This is a genomic window from Hugenholtzia roseola DSM 9546, from assembly GCF_000422585.1.
GTDB classification, from domain to species: domain Bacteria; phylum Bacteroidota; class Bacteroidia; order Cytophagales; family Bernardetiaceae; genus Hugenholtzia; species Hugenholtzia roseola.
Window position 1 is genome coordinate 1 of sequence record NZ_KE383879.1, and the last position, 16,813, is coordinate 16,813.

Below are 16,813 nucleotides of genomic sequence, written 5' to 3' on the forward strand. Positions count from 1 at the left end.
TCTTCTTGAGCTTTACAAAAAGATGCCATTTTACGGCTACTTTCATAACCACAAGCAATGCTTAGAAATATCATCCACATCATCGCATCAAACGGATAGCGTTGCCCGACCCGACGACGAGGGTCTTGCATTTGGCTGATAAAGAGAGAAAAGTCCATAAACCAAATTTTGTTTCGCAGTAGAAAATGCAAAGATAGCTTTTTTTACAGAACTTAACATCACTGCCCCATAGGGCGGGGCTTTGATAGGGTATCATTTTTTTTGCATTTATGCAAAAAAAATGATTTGGCTTTCGAACCCTCCCTTATGGGGGGAGGGCAGGGTGGGGGTTCAGGAGGCTTGTGCAAAGCACAAAACCCCGTTTTTTGACCTTTTGACCGTTGTAACAACGCCGAAAAAAGCCAATGCTTTTCCCAAAGTAGCGGAATGGCATTGACTCTTTTTTATTCCCATTTTAGAGCAAAAAAACGCTATTTGGCAACATACAAAACCGACTTTATCGCCTCTACGGTGCGTTTGACGTTGGGCAGAACTGCCTCGATAAGGGTAGGGGCGTAAGCCAAAGGCACGTCCATAGAGTTGATGCGGCGAATGGGCGCGTCTAAATAATCAAAGGCGTGTCTTTGAACGTTGTAGGTAATGTCGGTAGCGATAGAAGCCAAAGGCCAAGCCTCTTCTACAATGACTAAGCGATTTGTTTTCTTAACCGAATTGATAACTGTTGCGTAATCGATGGGGCGCACACTACGCAAATCTATTACTTCTACCGAAATGCCCTCTTTTTCCAATAGCTCGGCGGCTTCTAAGGCAATTTTCATAATCTTGCCAAAAGAAACAAGCGTAACATCTGTGCCTTCGCGTTTGATGTCGGCTACGCCAATGGGGATAAGATATTCATTTTCAGGCACTTCACCTTTATCGCCATACATCAATTCCGACTCCATGAAGATAACAGGGTCGTTGTCGCGAATAGCAGATTTCAAAAGCCCTTTGGCATCATAAGGATTCGAGGGGACGACTACTTTTAGCCCTGCACAGTTGGCGTACCAGTTTTCGAAATTTTGAGAGTGCTGCGCCGCCAGCTGCCCCGCATTTCCTGTGGGACCGCGAAAAACAATGGGCACAGGATACTGTCCGCCCGACATGGAATACATCTTCGCCGCCGAATTGATAACTTGGTCTATTGCTACGAGTGAAAAATTGAAGGTCATAAACTCGATTATCGGACGCAAGCCATTCATTGCCGCTCCCACGCCAATGCCTGCAAAGCCCAATTCTGCAATGGGCGTGTCGATGACGCGCTTCGCCCCAAATTCGTCTAACATGCCCTGACTGACTTTGTAAGCCCCATTGTATTCGGCAACCTCCTCGCCCATCAGGAAGACACGCTCGTCGCGACGCATTTCTTCGCTCATCGCCTCGCGCAAGGCTTCGCGGAATTGTATTACTCGCATAAAGGATACTATTTAAATTGGTAGAACTTGATGAGTTGTGTTTTTGTGTTGTATCAAAACCGTATCGAGGGTAAAAATAGGGAATTTTCGCTGAAAAGTGCAGCCCTGCGCCAAATTTATTTTTGTGGGCTTTCTAAAAAAACGCCCTGACACATTTCACAACCCAAAAGGAGAGCCACTGCTTTGTTAAAAATGATAAAAAAGAAACCACTTCGAAACGCCCTGACACAGGATAAGTTGCTCAAAATCAAATACTTGTGTCTAATAAGATTTGACTTTTATCGAAAAACAAAAGGCAAGGGTTTCAGATGCCAAAACTTATTCGTAACTTTGTGGTTAGTCAATAGTATTACTAACAAAGGTAAAAGTAAGGGTCTTGTTTTGAAAATTGCCACAGGGCTTTCCAACAGACCCACCAAGCCAAACACGATTAAATTGGGGAAAACACTATGAGATATGGCGTTGCACGCGAAATAGTCTATCAAATCATCAAGCGTTGGAATCCAGAGCAGGCGCAATACCGCATCAATGCGCTGCCCGAAGACGACCACCATTCTTTGCAAGACATGAGCCAATGGGTAGGACGCTTGCAAGAGATGGGGCGCGATGTAAATCTTCACTTTTTGGACAAAGAATTAGAGTTTTCCGAGTTGGAGGAGGTGCTAAAAGTCAGCCCCCTTCCAATTTTGGTCTTCGAGCCGCATCATAGCCAAGTGCAGCCGCTTCTTATTTGGCGCGAAAAGCGCAGTATCCACGTTTTGCGCCTACAATACGACGAATGGATAGAGGAGCAGGTAGAAGATTTGGAGATTTTAGCCGAGCGTTTTTTAGACCGCAAAGATGTCTTTCGTAGCCCTGAACGCAAAGAGTTCAAGTCTATTTTTGTGCTGCTGCCCATGATGATAGACCCCATTGCGAGCTATGAAAGCGATAAGCCTTATACGCCCATGCGCCGTTTGTGGCATCTTTTGGGTACGGAAAAGCGCGACATTTTTTATATCTACGTCTATGCGATTGTAGTGGGGCTTCTTAGCCTTTCGCTGCCTTTGGGGGTGCAGGCTATCATTGGTCTGATTTCGGGTGGTCTGATAATCAACTCTGTCGTCATTTTGGTCGGGGTAGTGATTATGGGAACGCTATTGAGCGGCATTTTACAGGTAATGCAAATGACGGTAGTGGAAACTTTGGAGCAGCGGCTTTTTGCACGTGCCGCCTTCGAATTTACGTATCGCCTGCCGCGTATTCGTTTGGAGTCGCTTCTAAAAAATTACGCACCTGAATTAGCAAACCGCTTTTTCGACATCCTGACCCTGCAAAAAGGCTTTGCCAAGATGTTCACCGAACTTATTACGGCGGTGCTGCAAATTTTATTTGGCATCTTGCTGTTGGCTTTTTATCACCCCTTCTTTGTCTTCTTTGGCATCTTGCTGCTGATGATTTTAGTCGCTATTTTCGCCTTTACGGGAGAAAAGGGCTTGAAAACTTCCTTAGAAGAGTCGAAGTACAAATACAAAGTGGTGCATTGGTTGGAAGAATTAGGGCGCAATCTGACCATGTTCAAACTCATTGGCAATAGCACCATTCCGATTAGCAAGATGAATAGCTATCTTTCGGGCTATCTATACAAGCGCAAATCGCATTTTAGCGTCTTGGTTTCACAATTTACGGCTTTTGTTGTCTTCAAAACCCTTATTACAGGCGGCGTACTCATTTTGGGCAGTGCCTTAGTAATTGATAGGCGCATTACATTGGGGCAGTTTGTAGCCTCCGAAATTGTGATTATTTCGGTCATTGCAGCGATTGAAAAATTGATAACAAACCTCAATCTTATCTATGATATGCTGACGGCTGTGGAAAAAGTAGGCAACATCACCGACCTACCTTTGGACAAACACAAGCCGCTGGATTTGAAGGACAAGAGCAAGCTGCACATCAAAGTTAAAAATCTGACCTATACCTACCCTGATACGGGCAAATTGGTGCTCAAAGGCGTAGATTTGGAAGTGCAGGCGGGCGAATATATCGCCATTGTGGGTGGCAATGATGCAGGCAAAACAACGCTTATCAAGGTTTTGATGGGTCTGATGGAAAACTATGGCGGCACTATCGCCTTTAATGATTTCAACCTACGCGACCTCAACTCTGCCAACTTGCAAGACCTTATCGGCGATTGCCTTTCGCATGAAGACCTTTTCGAAGGCACGCTTTTGGAAAACCTCACCGTAGGCAGGCAGAATTATGAAAACGACGACCTCATTCGCGCTTTGGAAATTACCGAACTTTTAGAAGTCATACAAGAGATGCCACAAGGTTTGCAGACGCAAATCCTACCTTCGGGGAAAGGCTTTTCTTCTACCTTCCGCAAAAAAGTGATTTTGGCGCGTAGCATCATCGGCAAGCCCAGACTTTTTGTCTTTGACGATTTCTTCTTCAATTTAGAAGGCAAATTTAAAAAGCGCGTCTTGGATAGAATCATGGACAAACAAAACAGAAAGCAGTCTATTATCGCCGTTAGCCACGACCCCATTTATTTGGAACGCGCCGACAAAATCTACTTCCTACAAGAAGGGCGCGTATCAGCCGTAGGTACGCTTGGCGAGCTTATCCAAAATCCCGAATTTATGGCGGTGCTGCCTACTGTCATCAAAATCTCCTAAGACAATTCTCTTTTAGTGGTGTTATGTTCTGCAAAAAAACTTGTCTTCTCAAATTTGTGTAAGACAAGTTCTTACCACCACAAACTTCTCCTTTTCTTGCAACCTTCATCTCCGTTTGCTTACAATTTATATGCTTAATATTTCAAAATCAAAACTGCCGATTGGCGAAAAACTAAAAGACGAGTTATACGTCTTCGAGCTATTACATACGCCACGATTCGCACGAATCTTGGCGTATTGGATTGGCGCAATCCTGCTTCTCTGCTTCGCCGCCCTTTTCCTACCTTGGCAGCAAAACATCAACGGCTATGGCAGACTAACGGCTTTTCGCCCCGAAGACCGCCCACAAAAAGTCTATCCCGTAGTAGGCGGCAGGATAGAAGAATGGCACGTACAGGAAGGGCAGTATGTAAAAAAAGACGACATCTTGGCAGTCATCTCTGAAATTAAAGACTATTATTTCGACCCAAAAATTAAAGAGCGCATGGGTTCGCAAATCGAGGCACAGCGCAATGCCATCGACGCACTACAAAACAAAGTCAAAGCCTTAGACGACCAAATATTTTTCTACAATGAAACCATGCAGCTCGAAATTTCGCAGGCTGAAAACAAGGTAAAACAACTTTTATACAAAATTAGCATAGACAGTGCCGACCTAATTGCAGCAGAAACGCTCCACAAAAACGCACAACTGCAATACCAACGCGAAAAGGAACTTTTTGCCAAAGGGCTTACCTCGCGCACCGAATTGGAAAACAAAGAACTCAAAGCTCGCGAAACCGAAGCCAAACTTAATTCTGCCCAAAATAAGCTCGAAACTTCGCGCAATGAGTACCGCAACACCATTTTAGACGTGCAAAACAAACGCGCCACTTATTCGAGCTATATTGCGAAGGCACAATCTGAAAAGAGTTCGTCTTTGGCATATTTGAATGAAAACGTGCAGAAATTAATTAAGCAAGAAAACGAACTTACCAACGTCGAGGTGCGGCAGGGCAACTATATCATTCGTGCGCCCCAAAACGGCTACGTCGTCAAGTCGCTCAAAACGGGTATTGGCGAAATCGTCAAAGAAGGCGAAGCCTTAGTTACGATTATGCCCGATAAGCCCGAATTAGCCGTAGAGCTATATGTTTCGCCCAACGACGTGCCACTTTTGATAAAGGGTACAAAGGTGCGCCTCCAATTCGAGGGCTGGCCTGCCCTTGTCTTTTCGGGTTGGGAAAACGTCTCGATTGGTACTTTTGGAGGTGAAATTGCCGTCATTGACTACATCAATACCAAAAATACCTACCGCATTTTGGTTGTCCCCGATGTGCAGGACGAATCTTGGCCTGCCGCCCTTCGTGTAGGTAGCAATGTCTATGGCTGGGCAATGCTCAACGAAGTTCCTGTTTGGTACGAACTCTGGCGACAGCTCAACGCCTTTCCTCCTCTGCCCATCGAGGGTAGCGACTATGATAAGTCGGAAAGTGAAAAGGACGAGGAAAAGGTCTTGGAAGAATTGAAAGAAAACGCAAGCAAGAAGCGATAAAAAAAGTAAGACCCTAAATTTCATTCAGAAGTTTAGGGTTTATTTGTGGCGTTTTTACAATGCCTGCTCTATTCGAAGTCAAGTTAAAATAAAATTGTCTGTTCAGCCCCAAAATAGAGATTGAACCAAACTTTATTTCGCTTTCAATTTGAAAACAAAATCCCTCACCTACCTTTCAAGACAAGTGAGGGATTTTTAAATAGGAAGAAAGCCCTTTAAGCTATACTTTCAAGGGCTATGCTTTCAGAAGTTGTATGGCATCTTCTTCATCTTGGGCTACTGAAAAAATGTTATTCAACTTGGTGATAACCAGCAACTTACGCGCCTGTTCGGAAGGCTTGACCAAGACCAAATCGCCGCCCACATTGCGAAAGCGCGTTAGCAGGCGAATCAGAAAACTAAGCCCTGTACTGTTCATATAGCCTACCTTCGAGATATCGACCAAACAAGCACTGACTTTTTTGTCCAGACTTTCCTTGACTACCTCTAAGAGTTCTTGCTCGCGGTTTGCGCCCAAGAGGTCGCCTTCTAAGACGACACGCAAAATTCCATCTTTGGTTTCGTGTGTAAAATTCATATTGACAATAGGATTAAACAAATAAGTCATAGACTATAAAAAAAGGTACTGCCTATTTTACGGAAGGCGCGGGGTTTTCGTTTTTGTTTTTGAGTTTTTTCCCTTCACAATTTTCATTGTCGCAATTTCCGTATAAAATCAGCGAATGATGCACCACTTTGAATTGTAGCAAATTGCCTACCATGGTTTGGATACCGTGAATACGGGGGTCGCAAAATTCCAACACCTTGTGGCAGTCCATGCAGATGAGGTGGTCGTGTTGGCGATAGCCATAGCACTTTTCGTATTGTGCCATGTTGCGTCCAAACTGATGGCGTGTAACCAAATCGCAATCCACGAGCAGGTCTAAGGTATTATAGACCGTAGCGCGGCTGACGCGATAGTTTTTGTTTTTCATGCTGATATAAAGCGACTCTACATCAAAATGCCCATCGCGCGAATAGATTTCCTCTAAAATCGCATAGCGTTCGGGTGTTTTTCGCAAAGCCTTGCTTTCGAGGTAGGCGGTAAAGATTTTCTTTACTTCCTCAAAAATGTCTTTTTGCAGGGGCATAGAGCAAAGGGTTGTGAGCGTAGAAACGAATAAGAACAAAGATAAGGTTTTTAGGCTAAAAAAGAAAACTTTGCGTATCTTTGTTTGGGACTTTTGGCGAAAAGCGCGTATTTCTCTTTCTGCCTGCCCTTTCAAACCCAAAAAACAGACCTCCCTTTTTGAAGTTTTTTCAATATGAACGCAACAGGAACTTATTTAGCACTTCACAGAGAGGCATTGGCGATTTATTTTACCGCCGATTTCCCTAAAAAAGGCGATACTACCTCCCTCATTTTGGCATTACAAGCGGCAGGGGCAGACCTTATCGAAGTAGGGCTGCCTTTTTCCGACCCCTTAGCCGACGGCGTTGTTATCCAGCAGAGCAGCCAAAAAGCCTTAGCCAACGGCTTCGAGATGCAGGCTCTTTTTGCAGAATTGAAGGCTTTGCGCCCCCAAGTGCGCGTGCCTTTGGTCTTGATGGGCTATTTCAATACCGTTTTAGCATATAACGTAAGCCGCTTTTTAGCCGACTGTAACCAAGCGGGCATCGATACGGTTATTTTACCCGACCTGCCTTTGGAGGTCTATCAAGACGAGTATCGCGCTCTTTTCGAGGCGCAAGGCGTTTCGCTTGCCTTTCTTATCACACCACAGACGGCACGCGAGCGCGTAGATTTGATGGTAGAAAATAGCCACGCTTTTCTCTATGTCGTAGCCGATAATAGCATTACGGGCAAAAGCAGTGGGCTTTCGGAAGCGCAAAAAGCCTATTTCGAGCGGGTAAAAGGTTGGAATTTGCCCCTGCCTACCCTTATTGGGTTTGGCATTGCAGAGGCACAAAGTTTCCAAACCGCCTGCCAATATGCCAATGGTGCGATTGTAGGTTCGGCGTTTATCAAAAAATTAGAGCAGGCAGAGCAAGAAGGGCAAGATTTAAACCAAACAGTGCAAGATTTTGTCAAAAATCTGAAAGCGAAACCTGTTTTAAGCTAAAAGTGAAAAGTCTTCAAGACACAAAGCCGAGAATCGGAATGATTTGAAGCCTTTGCTTTTTTTAGCAAAAAAGGCGTTGTTACAACGGTCAAAAGGTCAAAAAACGGGGTTTTGTGCTTTGCACAAGCCTCCTGAACCCCCACCCTGCCCTCCCCCCATAGGGGAGGGTTCGAAAGCCAAATCATTTTTTTTGCATAAATGCAAAAAAAATGATACCCTATCAAAGCCCCGCCCTATGGGGGCGGGGTTTGGGGTGGGGTGCATTTAAGACTTTTATCGTTGCAACAACGCCGCAAAAAAACCAAAGCCGTCTTTTTCCGTATAAAATCTTTATATCTTTTTCACTTATTCCTTATTTTCTATGATGCCATTTGTGATACCATTTGCTATACCTTTCAAAAAGCTAAAAAAACGTACTTTTATCGCTATGCCACTTTCGGGGCTGCGTCTGTCTTTGCTTTTTTTAGCCTTCCCGCTCTTGCTTGCTTTGAGCAGCTGTGAAGAACACGTTGTCTATAAAAAGCATGAATTTTTGGGCGAATTTAATGTCAAGTGGTTTCCCAAAGATGCCAAAGTGTATGAAATAGATTTAGAACAAGACCTACAAGGGGGTACTATCTTTTTAGAAATCCGACATGGGGCAGGCATTTCATACGAAACCGTGCCTATTCGCGCCACTTATCAGGGTGCAGAAGGCGACAAAAATATAGACTTCGACTTCCGTTTTCGCTCTACCGAAGGCAAATTGGTAGGCGAAGGCATGGGCGACACTTTCGATACACGCCAAGCCTTTTGGGAAAACGCGAACCTAAGCAAGGGCAAGCACAAAATCACGATTCAGACCGTTACGGAAGCCGAGTTTTTAGCTCCTATCTCCGAAATTGGAATCGTTGTAGAAAAAAAGAAACCTTAAAAAGTACCAGAACGTATCAAAACACTTATGAGTCATCAAACTATTCACGCAACGACAGTATTGGCGGTTCGCCATCAGGGAAAAGTTGCGATTGCTGCCGACGGACAAGCGACTATGGGCAATACGGTAGCCAAGACAAAGGTTAAGAAAGTGCGCCGCTTGGCAGAGGGCAAAGTGGCAGTAGGCTTTGCAGGCTCTACGGCAGATGCCTTTTCTCTTATCGAAAAATTTGAGGAAAAAATCAATAGCTACGGCGGCAATATGAAACGCGCCGCCATCGAGTTAGCCAAAGATTGGCGCACCGACCGCCTTTTGCGCCGCTTAGAAGCTATGATGATAGCCGCCGACAAGGACACCATTCTCATCATTTCAGGGTCAGGCGATGTCTTAGAACCCGACGAGGACGTAGCCGCTATCGGTTCGGGCAGCATGTATGCGCAATCGGCTGCCTTAGCACTCAAACGCCATGCCCAGCAACTTTCTGCCGAAGACATGGTACGCGAAAGCCTCCATATCGCCGCCGACATTTGCATCTACACCAACCACAACCTAACTTTGGAAGTATTGGAATAAGTACGCACAAAGCCCCAAAAGCCGTTTGAAAGTATCACTTTTGAGGCAATTTTATCAAAAGCACCGCTTTCTGTAAGGTATCGCCTTCAAGCCCTATCTTATCGAAGGAGGTGTTTTTGCTTATATGGGTTTGGAAAGAGAGAGTTAGAAAAATTCATTTATTTTTTATATAAAATAATACTTTTTAAACAAAACTTCAATATCCGCTTTCAAAGAATCCCTTTCAGCTAAATGTGCCTTATTAAGTAATAAATAAGCACTTTCTTTGACATATTCAAAATGAGCAAAGCGAATAGGCGAAAAAAAACTTCGCATCACAATTCGATAGACCCTAAAACGCTTGGTAGCCTCTCTTGCTTCTTGCTGATTCTCTGTAACTGTATTTGCACCAATAAAGCCAAAAGTTGCCAATTCATTTTTACGGTAAATATCCAACATCACTTCTACATTTGTAGCTACTACGCGCCCTACGTCATTCCAGCCTGTTAATAAGTTATACTTTTTATCTGATTTTGCATGATTTTTTAAATAGAATTTAAGTACAAATACTTGATATTCATACTCCTCTACCCGTATAATGTAGGTCTGCCTGAATCTGCATTTAAAAGTATAACGGTGAATCTTAAAAAAAGATTCTTTTGTGTAACCTTTATATTGATAAGAATATGGCTTGTCGAACATGCTTAAACTTTGTAGTGATAGACAGAAATACGGGTTTCCCATAACTCTTTCTCGGAAATAGGGACAAAGAGTTCAGTTTCACTGTTTTTTGATGAGGCTTGCTTGTCTAAATCGTCGATTTGTTTTTTAGTGAATTTTAAAAAGTTTTCGGCAGGACGAAATATAAAACGAAGTGGAAAAATGAGCGCGTAGAGGAAATAATGTTTTTTTTGATTTACTCCTCCTTTAAAGTTGTCGAAGTGGCTAATGTAATATTTTTCACGCATCATTTTGTAGAGGGCAGGGTCTTTGTCAAGAAGCAGACGTTTTTTAAGGAGTGAGAATACCTGCATCAAATACAGACGTGCAGGGAGGGCAACAAGCCAAAGAAGCAGGCAGAAAGCAAAAAAGGCAACAGTGGCAAAGAATAAGGACAATAGTCCTCTCATATTTTTTAAATAGGACTCTTTAAAGATTTTAATTTTTTCTGAAAAAGCAATTAAAATCTCTACATGCCTTAGTGCGCCATTGATGAAAATGTGGTTAGAATTGGTCATGAGGCGATAGGTTTTGGAAGGTAGGCTTCACAACAGAAGGGGGAAAAATTCTTTCTTGACAACAAACACAAAATTACAAAAAATTCCCCGAAAAGGGAAACAAGCCTTTTTTTAACCTCAAATGAGATTCTGCTGCGCATTAAGAAAACAAAAAAAACGCACAAAGTAGTTTTCATATTTGGGCAAACGAGCTTTCTGACGTAACTTTGTCTTCATATCATAACCCTTACCACACATGCGTTCTTGGATAGGCGAAATTGGGCATCTGCTCGTAATTATCTCTTTTGTAACGGCAATTACGGCTGCCGTTGCGTATTGGTTGATGGAAAAAGCCAGCGAAGCGGAAAAATCGCTTTGGTGTGGCTTTGCCCGTCTGATTTACAATCTCCATGGAATTTCCGTTTTGGGCGTTATCTTGGTCTTGTTTCTGATTATCTACAACCACTACTACGAGTACCACTATGCGTGGAGTCATGCTTCCAATAATTTGCCGATAGAATACATGATTTCCTGCTTTTGGGAAGGGCAGGAAGGCAGTTTCTTGCTCTGGATTTTTTGGCATGTCTTAGTAGGTTGGGTCTTGATGCGAAGGGCAGGAAAATGGGAAGCCCCCGTTATGGCGACCTTTGCCGCCGTTCAAGCCTTTTTAGCTTCTATGATTTTGGGGATTATCATTCCTTTTGTAGAAATTAAAATTGGCAGTTCGCCCTTTATTTTGCTCAAAGATGCCATGCCCGATGCCCCTATCTTTGCGGCAAACCCCAACTTTATCCCCGAAGATGGCACAGGGCTAAATCCGCTCCTGCAAAACTATTGGATGGTCATTCACCCACCGACGCTTTTTTTAGGCTTTGCCCTAACGCTTGTTCCTTTCGCCTTCTGTATCGCGGCTTTGGTGCAAGGCAAGACGCGCGAATGGATAAAACCTGCCCTTAGTTGGACACTCATGGCGGCAGCCGTCTTGGGAGTTGGTATCCTGATGGGTGCGTATTGGGCGTATGAAACGCTAAATTTTGGCGGCTATTGGAACTGGGACCCCGTAGAAAATGCCGTCTATATTCCTTGGCTTACCTTAGTGGCGAGTTTGCACCTGATGGTATCGGAAAGCCGCCGCCCTGCTATGGCACGCTCTGCCGCCGTTATGGTGGTGATAACCTTTATTCTGATACTCTACTCCACTTTCCTAACGCGCAGTGGCGTTTTGGGCGATACCTCCGTACATTCTTTCACCGATTTGGGTCTTTCGGGTCAGTTGCTGCTCTACTTACTCTTTTTTAGCGGTTTAGGGGTTGTCTTATTGGTCTTGAATTGGTCTAAATTCCCACAAGCGAAGGAAAAAGATTTAAAGTACAATACGGGCGAATTTTGGCTCTTTATTGCTGCCTTAGTGCTTTCACTTTCCGCCTTGCAGGTGCTATTGCCTACCTCTGTGCCTGTTTTCAATACCATCTTTAACCTCTTTGGGGCAGAATCAAACCTTGCGCCTCCTGCCGAGCCTACGCTTTTTTATACCCAATGGCAACTTTGGTTTGGCGTTCTGATGGCGTTGGGAGCTGCTATTGGGCAGTTTTATTGGTGGAAACAAGGGAAACGCAAAATTTCGGAAGTGCTGACCCTGCCGCTTGCCCTTACTTTGATACTTTCGGCTCTACTTATCACGCTTTTGGAAGTGAAGAAGCCCGAATACATTATCCTGCTTACGGTTTCTATCTTTACCCTTGCTTCAAACCTAACGACGATTATCCGTTTGGTTGCCAAAAAAGACTTTACCCTTTGGGGAGGCGCACTTGCTCACGTAGGTGTAGGTCTGATGCTGCTGGGCGTGCTTTTTTCTTCTGCTTTCGAAAAAATTGTATCGCTCAATACCACAGGATTTTTATACAGCAAAGAATTTAGCGAAGATACAAACCGTGAGAACCTTCTGCTTTTTCGCAATCAGCCCCAAAAAATGGACAACTACCTGCTCACCTTTAAAGGGCAGCGCGTAGAATCGGAAGATGTCCCTTTCTTATTGGATATAGAAAAACTAAGTCCTACGGCAAATCCGTATCGCATGGTTGCCAAACACGATATTTTACAAAACGGACAATTAAAAGTGAAAAAACACGACACTTTGCAGGTCTATTTTGAAAATACGTACTACGAAATCGAGTATAAAAATCCCGAAGGAAAGACCTTTTCCCTTTACCCACGTGTGCAGCGCAACGAGGAAATGGGCAATGGCTTTGTCGTTAGCCCCGACATTGTGCAGGGTTGGGATAAAGACCTTTATACACACATCACGACCATTCCCGACCCCGACCAAGAGCGCAAATGGACAGGCTTGGATACCCTGCATTTAGCCGTAGGCGATACCTTTGTTTTAAACGACTTTATTGCCGTTTTCAAAGGAGTGGTACAGGGAAAGCCCTTAGCCGACGAAGACCTCATTTTCTATGCACAAGTGGAGGTTATGGATAGGGAAAATACCTACCTTATCGAACCCGCCTACCAAATAAAGGGGACATTCGCACGCGGTTTGCCCGAACTCAACGAAACTGCCGCCGCCGAACTTACCCTTTTAAAGATAGAGCCACAAACGGGTATTTTTTCCTTCAAAGTCAGGACTACTCAAAAAGATTGGGTTATTTTAAAGGCAATAGAAAAGCCCTATATCAGTCTCTTTTGGGTGGGCAGCCTGCTGATGACTTTTGGTTTTGGCATGGCTTTTTGGCGTAGATTTTCAAATCGCACCCCCAACACGCCACCCAACAAAGACCCAAATCCTAAGACCGACCGACCTATCCTATCGGATATTAGCAAGTAAAGGAAATTGAAAGCACCGAACAAAGTCTGCACTGCCAAAGTTAGCATGGGCTTTGTTCGGTTTGTATTTTTACCCAAATCCTATCATGATGAAAACCACTTTTCTGCTTTTAAGCCTTTGGGCAATGCTTTTCTGCTCGCTTTGGGCGCAAAAAACCACCACAACGGTACAACAGCGCATAACAAGTGGCACAGAAAAATATGCTGCTGCTTGGTTTGAACTCTACAAACATTTGCACCAAAACCCTGAACTTTCCGAACAAGAGCAGGAAACTTCGCAAAAATTGGCGCAAGAGCTTCGGCAGTTGGGCTATGAAGTTACAGAACGCTTTGGCGATTATGGCGTAGTGGCGGTGCTGAAAAATGGCAAAGGCAAGACCCTCCTCATTCGCGCCGATACAGACGGTTTGCCCGTAGAAGAAAAAACTGACCTGCCCTATCGTAGCACCCAAAAACGAATCGATAAAAAAGGAAACGAAGTGGCAGCCATGCACGCCTGCGGACACGACCTCCACATGAGCGTCTTAGTGGGAACAGCCCAAATGATGGTAGATTTGAAGAAAGAATGGCAAGGCACGCTTATTCTGATAGCACAACCTGCCGAAGAAGTGGGCAGCGGTGCAAAGGCAATGCTGGAAGCAGGCTTGTATCAAAAATTTGGCACGCCCGACTATGCCCTTGCCCTGCATGCCAACGCCAATTTGCCGCATGGCACGATTGGTTATTGTCCTAAGGCTGCCTTAGCCAACGTCGATATGGTCAATATTACCGTTTTTGGAGAAGGCGGACATGGCGCGTATCCACATACGACCAAAGACCCCATTGTCCTTGCCAGTCAGATGGTCTTGGCTTTCCAAACGATTGTGAGCAGAGAAACCTCGCCCACAGAAGCTGCCGTTGTAACGGTAGGGGCATTTCATGGCGGCACGAAACACAACATCATTTCCGACCAAGTAGAACTACAACTCACCCTACGGTCTTATTCCGACGAAGTTCGTCAGCATACCTTAGCCGCACTCAAACGCATAGCAGACGGTTTTGCGCAGGCAGCAGGCGTAGAAAAAATGCCCAAAATTGAAATCGACGGCAATCCTACCCCTGCTACCCTCAACGACCCCGCCCTCACCACCAAAGTAGCCGCTTCCGCGACGCGCATCTTGGGGAAAGAGAGCGTAGTAGAAGTAAGCCCTGTAATGGGCGGCGAAGATTTTAGCCGCTTCGGACGGACGGCGGAAAAAGTGCCAATTTGCCTCTTTTGGCTTGGCACAGTAGCACCCGAAAAAATAGAAGCAAGCAAGGCACAAGGCACACCGTTGCCCTCGTTACATTCGCCCTTTTTTGCGCCCGTTGCCCTTCCTTCCATTCAAACAGGCGTAAAGGTCATGGTTCAATCTGCCTTAGACTTATTTTCTGAAAAGGGTAATTAGCATTGAAGTAAAAAAAAGCAAAAGTAATTTTTCCTACTTAAAAAAACGCCTATAAATGGGCTTGCGATACGCAAATTGCAGATAAAAGGGCAGGTACAAAAAGGCATCGAGTAGGGTAGAAAAACTATGGTACTCTATTTCATCTACAATCCAAGTGCCGCCTTTTTGCTCTGCTACCAAACCATGTTTGTGTTTCCAGCGACGCAACGGAAAGGGCAACTTTCGCCCCTCATCTACAAAATAAATCTCCTCGCCAAGGCTCTCTTGTTCGGTAATTTCAGAAAGCCAAACCGTTTTAAATAAGATAAAATTGAGTTCTATTTCCACCCAATCGCCTTTTTGAGAACCTTCAAAACGCAACAAACGCACCTTGGGGAAAGGCGGATTGAGGGCTTCAAAGAGTGTGGCATCAAAGCCTTCCCATACTTTGGATAAGGGTGCATTTACACGTGTTGCGAGGCGAAGTTTCATATTTTTTGATTGAATTTTAAATTTAAAAAGAGGTTTGTTATCAGACCATGCCCCTATTTGGGTAGTGATGTTCAACTCCAAAAATGCAGCGTTTATGCTTTGCCAAAAATATTTAGTAAGATAGGATAGTCAATCCATTTTTAGATAAAAATATAAAACTAAAAATTAGTCGTAGTTGCCTGTTTTTTCGCGCCACTGCATAATGAGTTCAAAGGTGTTGGTAGATTTGTGCCAATCCATATAACCATAGAAACTATCTATCCAAGCAACGCCCAAGAGTTGTTGTAGTGCCTGCTTTTCCGAATCGGTAGGATAGGTAGGTAGGAAGGCTACTAATTCATCTATTTCATATAAATCTGCAACTTTTTGCGCGTCCTCGATTTCATAACGGCTGCAAAAGGCAGCGATACGGGTTTCTTTTGGCGTGTCGGGGCTAAAATTTTCCATTTTGTAGTTTTTTTTTCGGATTTTATTCAGAGGCTATTACCAAAAATGCCGCCTACTTTTGGTAGCGCAGGCAAACTTAGAGGCTTATTTTTTTGGAACAGTTTGCTTGATTTTCATATCCAGAAACAAAGCATGTGGGAAAGATGTTTTAATTTTGCCGCTTTTTAAAGCCACTTTCAACGCAGCCCTACTCTTTTTGCCCCTTTTCTTATGATAGGAACAGATTTAGATTTCGCCAAGACCTGCCTTTTGGCAGGCAAAACGGTAGCCATTCCTACCGAAACCGTTTATGGTTTAGCCGCTAATGGCTTGAATGTCAATGCAGTAGCCGAAATTTTTCGCATCAAAAAACGCCCCACCTTCGACCCGCTTATCCTACACACCGATAGCCTTGCGAAGGTAGAAAATTGGGTAGTAGAAATTCCCAAGCCGCTGCTACTCTTAGCCGAACACTTTTGGGCGGGTGCGCTTACCCTTTTGCTGCCCAAAAAAGGAATCGTGCCTGCTTTGGTAACCAGTGGCTTAGAAACCGTCGCGATGCGGATTCCCAACCACCCCCTCACCCTTGAACTATTGAGCCGCCTCAATTTTCCCTTAGCCGCTCCCAGCGCAAACCCTTTTGGCTACCTAAGTCCGACCACACCGCTGCACGTAGCCCAACAATTAGGCAATGAAGTAGGCTATATCTTAGACGGCGGCAAATCGCAAATCGGCATCGAATCTACAATCGTAGGCATAGAAAATGGGCTTGTAACCGTCTTCCGAAAAGGGGGGATTCCGATAGAAGACATCGAAAGCCTTTTGGGGCAGCGCGTAGCCCTACGCCCCCATTCTACCTCGCGCCCTGCCGCACCCGGTATGTTGCAAAGCCATTACGCACCCCGAAAGCCCATTGTGGTAGGCGAAGACCTAAGCAGCCTTCTCGAAGCGCAGGCAGGTAAAAAAGTGGGGGTCTTGGCTTTTCAGAAACTCCCTGCCCTAACTGCCGCTCAAAGTCCTACAAAGGCGCGTTTGGTACTTTCTAAAAGTGGAAACCTAAGCGAAGCAGCCCAAAATTTCTTCGACTTCTTGCACCAACTCGATAGCTTGGATATCGATGTCATCATCGCCGAATGGCTACCCGAAATTGGCTTGGGAAAAGCCATCAACGACCGCCTAAGACGCGCTTCTTTTCTTGAAAAAAGCTAATAACTTCTTGTTTTTACAAAAAACA

At 44.5% G+C, this 16,813-nt stretch carries 15 protein-coding genes; 8 read left to right on the forward strand and 7 right to left on the reverse strand.

The annotated features are described in order from the left end of the window. Positions 1-470: 470 nt before the first annotated feature. A complete protein-coding gene (locus G500_RS0110255; RefSeq protein ID WP_027002489.1) occupies positions 471-1,454 on the reverse strand; it encodes a pyruvate dehydrogenase complex E1 component subunit beta in 984 nt (327 codons plus the stop codon). A 449-nt stretch (positions 1,455-1,903) separates the two neighbouring features. Here G500_RS0110255 and G500_RS23175 point away from each other — a divergent pair, with 449 nt between their 5' ends. Together G500_RS23175 and G500_RS23180 are read left to right on the forward strand one after the other, a co-directional pair. After that, positions 1,904-4,111 (forward strand): peptidase domain-containing ABC transporter, encoded by a 2,208-nt coding sequence (locus G500_RS23175; protein ID WP_051203447.1) that lies wholly within the window; start codon positions 1,904-1,906, stop codon positions 4,109-4,111. Between the two features lie 130 nt (positions 4,112-4,241). After that, a complete protein-coding gene (locus tag G500_RS23180; protein ID WP_035757196.1) occupies positions 4,242-5,645 on the forward strand; it encodes an HlyD family secretion protein in 1,404 nt (467 codons plus the stop codon). 235 nt (positions 5,646-5,880) lie between these two features. Here G500_RS23180 and G500_RS0110280 read toward each other — a convergent pair whose 3' ends face one another. Next, the gene (locus G500_RS0110280; protein WP_245574482.1) at positions 5,881-6,252 is read right to left on the reverse strand and encodes an STAS domain-containing protein; all 372 of its coding nucleotides are present in this window, start codon (positions 6,250-6,252) and stop codon (positions 5,881-5,883) included. A gap of 22 nt (positions 6,253-6,274) precedes the next feature. Next, positions 6,275-6,775, reverse strand: a complete 501-nt coding sequence (locus G500_RS0110285) for a Fur family transcriptional regulator (protein WP_027002492.1) — start codon at positions 6,773-6,775, stop codon at positions 6,275-6,277. 174 nt (positions 6,776-6,949) lie between these two features. Here G500_RS0110285 and trpA point away from each other — a divergent pair, with 174 nt between their 5' ends. The 3 genes from trpA to hslV all read left to right on the forward strand — a co-directional run bounded on the left by trpA (position 6,950) and on the right by hslV (position 9,233). After that, the gene (trpA, locus tag G500_RS0110295) at positions 6,950-7,747 is read left to right on the forward strand and encodes a tryptophan synthase subunit alpha (RefSeq protein WP_027002494.1); all 798 of its coding nucleotides are present in this window, start codon (positions 6,950-6,952) and stop codon (positions 7,745-7,747) included. A 361-nt stretch (positions 7,748-8,108) separates the two neighbouring features. Then, positions 8,109-8,660: a gliding motility lipoprotein GldH family protein gene (locus G500_RS0110310; protein WP_086047879.1), complete on the forward strand. Its 552-nt coding sequence runs from the start codon at positions 8,109-8,111 to the stop codon at positions 8,658-8,660. Positions 8,661-8,687: 27 nt separating this feature from the next. Beyond that, positions 8,688-9,233, forward strand: a complete 546-nt coding sequence (gene hslV, locus G500_RS0110315; RefSeq protein ID WP_027002497.1) for an ATP-dependent protease subunit HslV — start codon at positions 8,688-8,690, stop codon at positions 9,231-9,233. Positions 9,234-9,398: 165 nt separating this feature from the next. On the opposite strand, the gene G500_RS23185 is transcribed toward hslV, so the two are convergent. Together G500_RS23185 and G500_RS0110325 are read right to left on the reverse strand one after the other, a co-directional pair. Next, positions 9,399-9,914: a hypothetical protein gene (locus G500_RS23185; protein ID WP_051203449.1), complete on the reverse strand. Its 516-nt coding sequence runs from the start codon at positions 9,912-9,914 to the stop codon at positions 9,399-9,401. 2 nt (positions 9,915-9,916) lie between these two features. Further along, positions 9,917-10,450 carry a hypothetical protein gene (locus tag G500_RS0110325; RefSeq protein WP_027002498.1) on the reverse strand — a complete coding sequence of 178 codons (534 nt, stop codon included), beginning with the start codon at positions 10,448-10,450 and terminating at the stop codon, positions 9,917-9,919. 235 nt (positions 10,451-10,685) lie between these two features. Here G500_RS0110325 and ccsA point away from each other — a divergent pair, with 235 nt between their 5' ends. Together ccsA and G500_RS0110335 are read left to right on the forward strand one after the other, a co-directional pair. Next, on the forward strand, positions 10,686-13,256 hold the full coding sequence (gene ccsA, locus G500_RS23190; RefSeq protein ID WP_086047880.1) for a cytochrome c biogenesis protein CcsA: 2,571 nt from the start codon (positions 10,686-10,688) through the stop codon (positions 13,254-13,256). A gap of 85 nt (positions 13,257-13,341) precedes the next feature. After that, entirely contained in the window at positions 13,342-14,682 is a 1,341-nt protein-coding gene (locus G500_RS0110335; RefSeq protein ID WP_027002499.1) for an amidohydrolase, read from the forward strand. 33 nt (positions 14,683-14,715) lie between these two features. Here the strand turns inward: G500_RS0110335 and G500_RS0110340 are convergent, their stop codons facing one another. Beyond that, complete coding sequence (locus G500_RS0110340) at positions 14,716-15,153, reverse strand: SRPBCC family protein (RefSeq protein WP_027002500.1); 438 nt, start codon at positions 15,151-15,153, stop codon at positions 14,716-14,718. Positions 15,154-15,318: 165 nt separating this feature from the next. Further along, entirely contained in the window at positions 15,319-15,600 is a 282-nt protein-coding gene (locus G500_RS0110345) for a hypothetical protein (protein WP_027002501.1), read from the reverse strand. 210 nt (positions 15,601-15,810) lie between these two features. On the opposite strand from G500_RS0110345, the gene G500_RS0110355 reads away from it, so the two are divergent. After that, complete coding sequence (locus G500_RS0110355) at positions 15,811-16,788, forward strand: L-threonylcarbamoyladenylate synthase (protein WP_027002502.1); 978 nt, start codon at positions 15,811-15,813, stop codon at positions 16,786-16,788. The last annotated feature ends 25 nt before the right edge of the window (positions 16,789-16,813 follow it).